The sequence below is a fragment of the Yoonia sp. genome (assembly GCF_017854565.1).
In the GTDB taxonomy this organism is placed as follows: domain Bacteria; phylum Pseudomonadota; class Alphaproteobacteria; order Rhodobacterales; family Rhodobacteraceae; genus Yoonia.
In genome coordinates, this window is sequence record NZ_JAFMHJ010000034.1 from 26985 (window position 1) to 33172 (window position 6188).

Annotated in this window: 5 protein-coding genes; all 5 read right to left on the reverse strand. The window is 56.1% G+C overall.

Going from position 1 to position 6188, the window contains the following annotated elements:
- Positions 1-42: 42 nt before the first annotated feature.
- The 5 genes from infB to QZ196_RS13105 all read right to left on the reverse strand — a co-directional run bounded on the left by infB (position 43) and on the right by QZ196_RS13105 (position 5838).
- Complete coding sequence (gene infB / locus QZ196_RS13085) at positions 43-2523, reverse strand: translation initiation factor IF-2 (protein ID WP_296427102.1); 2481 nt, start codon at positions 2521-2523, stop codon at positions 43-45.
- Positions 2520-3152 (reverse strand): RNA-binding protein, encoded by a 633-nt coding sequence (locus QZ196_RS13090; protein WP_296427104.1) that lies wholly within the window; start codon positions 3150-3152, stop codon positions 2520-2522. Before QZ196_RS13090 ends, infB begins: the two co-directional genes overlap by 4 nt.
- 25 nt (positions 3153-3177) lie before the next feature.
- Positions 3178-4788: a transcription termination factor NusA gene (gene nusA, locus QZ196_RS13095; protein WP_296427107.1), complete on the reverse strand. Its 1611-nt coding sequence runs from the start codon at positions 4786-4788 to the stop codon at positions 3178-3180.
- Positions 4788-5363 (reverse strand): ribosome maturation factor RimP, encoded by a 576-nt coding sequence (rimP, locus tag QZ196_RS13100; protein WP_296427110.1) that lies wholly within the window; start codon positions 5361-5363, stop codon positions 4788-4790. The genes nusA and rimP overlap by 1 nt, the downstream gene beginning before the upstream one ends.
- Before the next feature lie 169 nt (positions 5364-5532).
- The gene (locus QZ196_RS13105; RefSeq protein WP_296427111.1) at positions 5533-5838 is read right to left on the reverse strand and encodes a hypothetical protein; all 306 of its coding nucleotides are present in this window, start codon (positions 5836-5838) and stop codon (positions 5533-5535) included.
- Positions 5839-6188 lie beyond the last annotated feature (350 nt).

The window sequence follows — 6188 nt, forward strand, 5'->3', positions numbered from 1 at the left end:
TGGCCTTTTCGGGCCGCCCTTTTTGCATAGAATAACTGCCGCTTACAGGTTTCGTTCGATCTCTTCGCGTTCAAAGATTTCGATCACATCGTCCGGACGGATGTCTTCGTAATTCTCGAACGCCATACCACATTCCTGACCTGACTGGACCTCTGGCACCTCGTCCTTGAAGCGCTTAAGCGTCTTAAGCGTGCCTTCGTGGATTACAACGTTGTCACGCAGCAAACGCACGCCAGCAGACCGTCGCGCCACACCTTCGGTAACAAGACAACCAGCAATCTTACCGACATTGGATACCTTGAAGACCTCTTTGATCTTGGCATAACCAATGAACTTCTCGCGAATTTCGGCAGAAAGCAGACCCGAGGCCGCCGCCTTCACGTCATCCACAAGGTCGTAGATCACCGAATAGTACCGGATTTCAACACCCTTTTGGTTCGCGCTGGCCCGCGCCGTCGCATTGGCACGCACGTTAAAGCCAAAGACCGGCGCACCAGACGCCTCTGCCAGACCGATATCGGATTCTGTAATGGCACCAACACCAGAATGAAGCACCCGCACGCGGACCTCATCGTTGCCGATTTTCTCCATTGCCTGAACGATAGCTTCGGCAGAACCTTGCACATCAGCCTTTACCACAATCGGCAATTCACTGACGTTCTCGTTCTGCTTGGCATTCGCCATTAACTGCTCAAGCGTCGTCGCCGCACCGGCGGCTGCGCGTTTCTCTTTGGCTGCCTTCTCGCGGTATTCGGCGATTTCACGCGCCTGCGATTCGGTGTCAACCACGTTAAGAACGTCGCCCGCTTCGGGTGTCCCGTTCAGGCCAAGCACCTCGACCGGCACAGCAGGTCCAGCCTCAGGAACGCGTTCGCCCTTATCGTTGATCAGCGCACGAACCTTGCCGTACTGCTCGCCGACAACAAAGATATCGCCCTGACGCAACGTCCCGTTCTGAATAAGCACGGTCGCAACAGGACCGCGGCCTATGTCAAGCTGCGCCTCAATCACAGCACCTTGGGCGGCGCGATTTGGATTTGCCTTCAGCTCAAGAATTTCGGACTGCAGGGCAATCGCTTCCAGCAGGCTATCAAGACCCTGACCCGTCATGGCCGAAACCTCGACATCCTGCACATCGCCGGACATTTTCTCGACAACAACCTCGTGCTGCAACAAATCCGTTCGTACCTTGTCAGGGTTGGCTGACGGCTTGTCGATCTTGTTGATTGCCACGATCATAGGCACCTTAGCGGCTTTCGCGTGGTTAATTGCTTCGATCGTTTGCGGCATAACCGCATCGTCTGCGGCCACAACAAGCACAACGATATCTGTCACCTGTGCGCCACGTGAACGCATCGACGTGAATGCAGCGTGGCCTGGCGTATCAAGGAACGTCAAAACCGCACCGCTGTCAGTGGTCACCTGATAGGCGCCAATATGCTGCGTAATGCCACCCGCTTCGCCCGCAACCACTTTGGCATTACGGATCGCATCAAGAAGCGATGTTTTGCCGTGGTCAACGTGGCCCATGATCGTGATGATCGGCGGTCGTGACACGAGGTTTTTGGGATCATCGGCAACCTGATGAATAACATCTTCGACGTCTGCATCCGAAACACGTACAACTTTGTGACCAAATTCTTCAATGATCAACTCGGCCGTATCTGCGTCAATTGTCTGATTCTGAGTCGCCATAATACCGTTGTTCATCAGCGCCTTGACCACATCAGACACGCGTTCAGCCATGCGGTTTGCCAGCTCGGACACGGTGATCGCCGGCGGCAATGCCACATCGCGGAACACCTTTTCACGCTCAACTGAACCACCCATCGCCTTGGCACGGGCACGATCCTGCTTGCGCTTCATCGCCGCCATTGACCGCTGGCGGCCACCTTCGCGACCGGTCAATGCCTCGTTCAAAGTCAGCTTGCCGGAACGGCGGCCATCATCGCTGCGGCCGGGCTTGGCTTTTGTTGCCTTGTCATTTGCATCGCGCTCGCGGTCAGGCTTGCGTGCTGCCGCCGTGGGACGCGTAACAGAAGTTTCGCCAGGTACAGCATTATCAACAGGCGGCGCTTCAGTGGCCGCCTTTGCACGCGCGGCCTTCTCGCGCTTACGTTCTTCGTCATCGGCCTTTGCTTTGGCGCGATCTTCGCGCTCACGATCCTCGGCCTCTTTGGCTTCGATCTCGGCCCGGCGCGCTTCGCGGTCTGCGGCACGCGCTTTTTCTTCAGCGTCACGCTTGGCTGATTCCTCTGCCTCACGGGCTTTCGACATAGCGAGCGCCTTCATCCGGCGCTCTAGCTCAACATCTGAAATCCCCGCAGGGCGCTTGGATGGGTCACCACCAATCGGCCCTAGGCTGCCGGTTGGTTTTGGCGCGCCCGGCTTGGGCACGACAACGCGCTTGCGCTTGGTTTCCACCACGACGTTCTTGGTCCGCCCATGGCTAAAGCTTTGCTTCACGTTGCTTGGACGCGAACCACCGAGGCCGAGTGTCTTTTTACCGTCGTTATCGCTCATTTAGCTTCTTTATCCTTCCCGGAGGCCCCATCGCCACCGTCCACTTCGCGCAATCCACGTAGCTTTGTTGCTTCCTCTACAACACGGTTGCTGAGTCCACCAGTCGCAAGCGCGCCATGTATCACACTTTGCCGTCCAAATGCCAAACCCAATTCCGCTGCAGTCAAACAGCCGAAATAGCGGGCACCTTCGGGCGTCCATAATTTCGTTTTGCCACGTTCAGAACCATCGCTGGCCTGAACCAAGACACGGACACGCTCACCACCGGCAAGCCATCCTTTTACTTTCTCAAACCCGCAAACCGCCCGACCCGCCTTGCGCGCCATCGCGATCAGGTCAACGGTACGCCGTGCCAACTGACGTTCGACCTCGTCAACCAGACCGTCGGGGACAGTCACCGCCTGCTTGGCCGAGCGTGAAAACTGCCCCTTGCGGGCCTCTTCCAGTGTCGCTCGATCCGCTGTGACATACATGCCGCGTCCGGGTAATTTTCCCAGAATATCAGGCACAACCTGATTTTCCGGCCCCACAACAAAGCGGATCAACCCAGCCTTTGGCTGTACGTCGCCAGTAACAATGCATTTACGTTCCGCATCATCCTGATCTTTGCTGTGGCCACCGCGCGCCATCTATTTCCCCTGCGAAGACCTGAAATCAGGCCTCCGCTTCCTCCGTCGTTTCATTGTCTTCCGCATTGCTCTCAAGGTCAGCAGGATCAACCCAGCCCAGCATGACGCGGGCTGTCATGACCATTGTCTGCGCTTCCTCCAGCGATACATCAAAAGGCTCTAAGACACCGTCGTCTTTGCTCCGTTCGCCATTGACGGTCGTCCAGCCACCGGCCAACTCCCAGTCTGCGCAAGTCGCAAAGTCTTCCAGCGTCTTCACGCCATCCTTGCCCAGCGCTTCCAGCATCTGGGGCGTCAGCCCTTCAAAGTTTACCAGACTGTCTTCGACACCCAGCGCCCGGGCGGCATCCAAGGCCTTCTTGTTCTGGGCTTCCAGATAATCGCGAGCACGGGCTTGCAGCTCAGATGCAGTATCCGAATCGATGCCTTCTATCACCAGCAGTTCATCAAGCTCGACATAGGCGACTTCTTCTAGGTTCGTGAACCCTTCTGAAACCAGTAGTTGGGCAAAGAACTCGTCCAGATCAAGTGTGTCCATGAACAATTTTGTCCGTAGCTCGAATTCGGCCTGCCGACGCTTGCTCTCTTCTTCCTCTGTCATGATGTCGATATCTAGACCGGTCAGCTGCGATGCCAAACGGACGTTCTGACCGCGGCGACCAATCGCAAGCGACAACTGATCTTCTGGAACAACAACTTCGATTTTGCCGGCCTCTTCGTCCAGCACCACCTTGGAAACCTCGGCGGGCTGCAACGCGTTCACAAGGAACGTCGGCATATCTTCATTCCAAGGAATGATGTCGATTTTCTCGCCCTGCAGCTCGTTGACGACAGCCTGCACGCGCGAACCGCGCATACCGACACAAGCGCCCACCGGGTCAATCGAGCTATCATACGAAATCACGGCGATCTTCGCGCGCGAACCGGGGTCACGGGCCACCGCCTTGATCTCGATGATGCCTTCGTAAATTTCGGGCACTTCCATCTTGAACAACTCAGCCATGAATTCCGGCGCGGTACGGCTCAGGAAAATCTGCGGACCACGCTGTTCGCGGCGCACTTCCTTGATGTAGCAACGGATGCGGTCATTCGGGCGATAGGCCTCGCGACCAATCTTTTCATTCCGGCGCAGGATTGCTTCGCCAGAACCCACGTCAACAATGACGTTGCCATATTCTTCGCGCTTAACCAGCGCATTGATGATCGTACCAGCGCGATCCTTGAATTCTTCGTATTGCTTGTCGCGCTCAGCTTCGCGGACTTTTTGCAAAATAACCTGCTTGGCGGATTGGGCAGCGATGCGGCCCAACTCAACAGGCGGGACTTCTTCAACAAAAGTCTGCCCAACCTGCGGATCATCCATGTATTCTTTGGCCTGCTCCACGGTGAACTCGGCTTGGTAATTCTCAAGCTCATCATCCGCGACCACGGTGCGAACCCGTGTAAACGTCGCCTTGCCGGTCTTGCGGTCGATGGACACGCGAATGTCCATTTCCGCACCGTAACGCGACTTTGCCGCACGGGCGAGCGATTCTTCCATCGCCTCGACCACCAAACGGGGTTCGATGTTCTTTTCGCGGGCAACAGCCTCGGCTGTTTGCAGCAATTCCAGCTGGTTCGCGGAAGTATATGCCATCAGTCGTTCTCCTCGCCATCAATGATGGTTTCAATTTCGTCAAATTGGGCCTCGTCGATCTGGCCCGCATCTTTACGCCCGCGCAATACATCGCGGATCAACTCATCTGTCAGTACCAGTTTGGCATCTGACAGCCATTCGAACTTCAGGCCAATCGTGCCTTCTTCAATCGTGATCAAAACTTCGTCGCCCTCGGTCCCGGCCAGTTGACCCTTAAACCTGCGACGCCCGTCAATCAGCGCGTCTGTTTCGATCTTGGCCTCGAAACCTTCCCACTGATCGAAATCTTTCAGCCGGGTCAGGGGCCGGTCGATGCCGGGGCTGGACACCTCAAGCGTGTAGACATCAAGGATCGGATCTTCGACATCCAGAACCGCGCTGATCGCCGTGGAAATCTGCCCGCATTCATCCACCTCGATCGACCCGTCCGGGCGTTGGACCATTATCTGCAAGATGCTTTCCTTGCCGGTCATCAGGCGCACGCGCACGACCTCGAACCCCATGTCCTCAATGACAGGCGTTATTATCTCAGCGATGCGGCGGTCAATGGCCGCCTTGGCAATCAGATCGTTCATATATTCTTCTCAAGCACAAAAAAACGGGCGCGCGGCCCGTTGATATTTCCCGGTGGGACCGTTGGTTTGGAAACCAAGGTACCGCTGTTGCAACTCATATACGCAGAGTCATCCACATCCGCAAGGGGCAAGCTGCACCATGCAGCCTGCCCACCGAAGTATCACGTCATCAAAGACCCAAAAGGCGGCTCAACTCGGCCAATGCGCCGCCTGATAGTTCCGCGCCGCCGGTCAGGACGGTAAGGCTTTCCTGCGCGATGGATTGTGCCACCACCGCATCAGCCCGTGCATCCTCATAGACGATGGCGGCATTGGTCACCGCATCTTCATAGCCACCATCGGGGAATTCGGCTGTGATTTCCTCTTCGGTCAACCCTGTAAGGCGCAAATACTCAGCGTAGGCATCATCCTGCACCTCAACCACCGCCACAAACGATCCTTGCGCCTGCTGATAGGCATAGAGCTTGCCAGGCATGCTGTTTGGAGAAGCGTTTGCCAAAGCATTCGGATTTGCATGTGCTGCGTTCAGGCCCCGCAACTCGCGGGACAGATGACCGCGGCCGTTGCCATTTCCGCTGTTTTCGGCGTCGCTTTTGCCAGGATTACCGCGATCACCACTGTTTCGGTTACCGCTTCCGTTTTCAGCAGTCGCATGCGTTGCTGAAAACGAAACCAAGGCAAAAGCGAGTGCCAGCGACAAGGTGCCTGCTCTTGCTATTTTGTGTGCTGTTGATCTCATTTCGAATCCTACTCCAAATTCTTATCTCCCACAGCCTAACGACAACGGGATGAACCGGGGCTGAACGGCTTGTTATCGTAAAAAGG

What these genes read in the sequence shown, in the direction of transcription:
- nusA (WP_296427107.1), bottom strand. Translation starts at nt 4,788, where the DNA reads ATGGCATATACTTCCGCGAACCAGCTGGAATTGCTGCAAACAGCCGAG.
- infB (WP_296427102.1), bottom strand. Translation starts at nt 2,523, where the DNA reads ATGAGCGATAACGACGGTAAAAAGACACTCGGCCTCGGTGGTTCGCGT.
- rimP (WP_296427110.1), bottom strand. Translation starts at nt 5,363, where the DNA reads ATGAACGATCTGATTGCCAAGGCGGCCATTGACCGCCGCATCGCTGAG.
- QZ196_RS13105 (WP_296427111.1), bottom strand. Translation starts at nt 5,838, where the DNA reads ATGCCTGGCAAGCTCTATGCCTATCAGCAGGCGCAAGGATCGTTTGTG.
- QZ196_RS13090 (WP_296427104.1), bottom strand. Translation starts at nt 3,152, where the DNA reads ATGGCGCGCGGTGGCCACAGCAAAGATCAGGATGATGCGGAACGTAAA.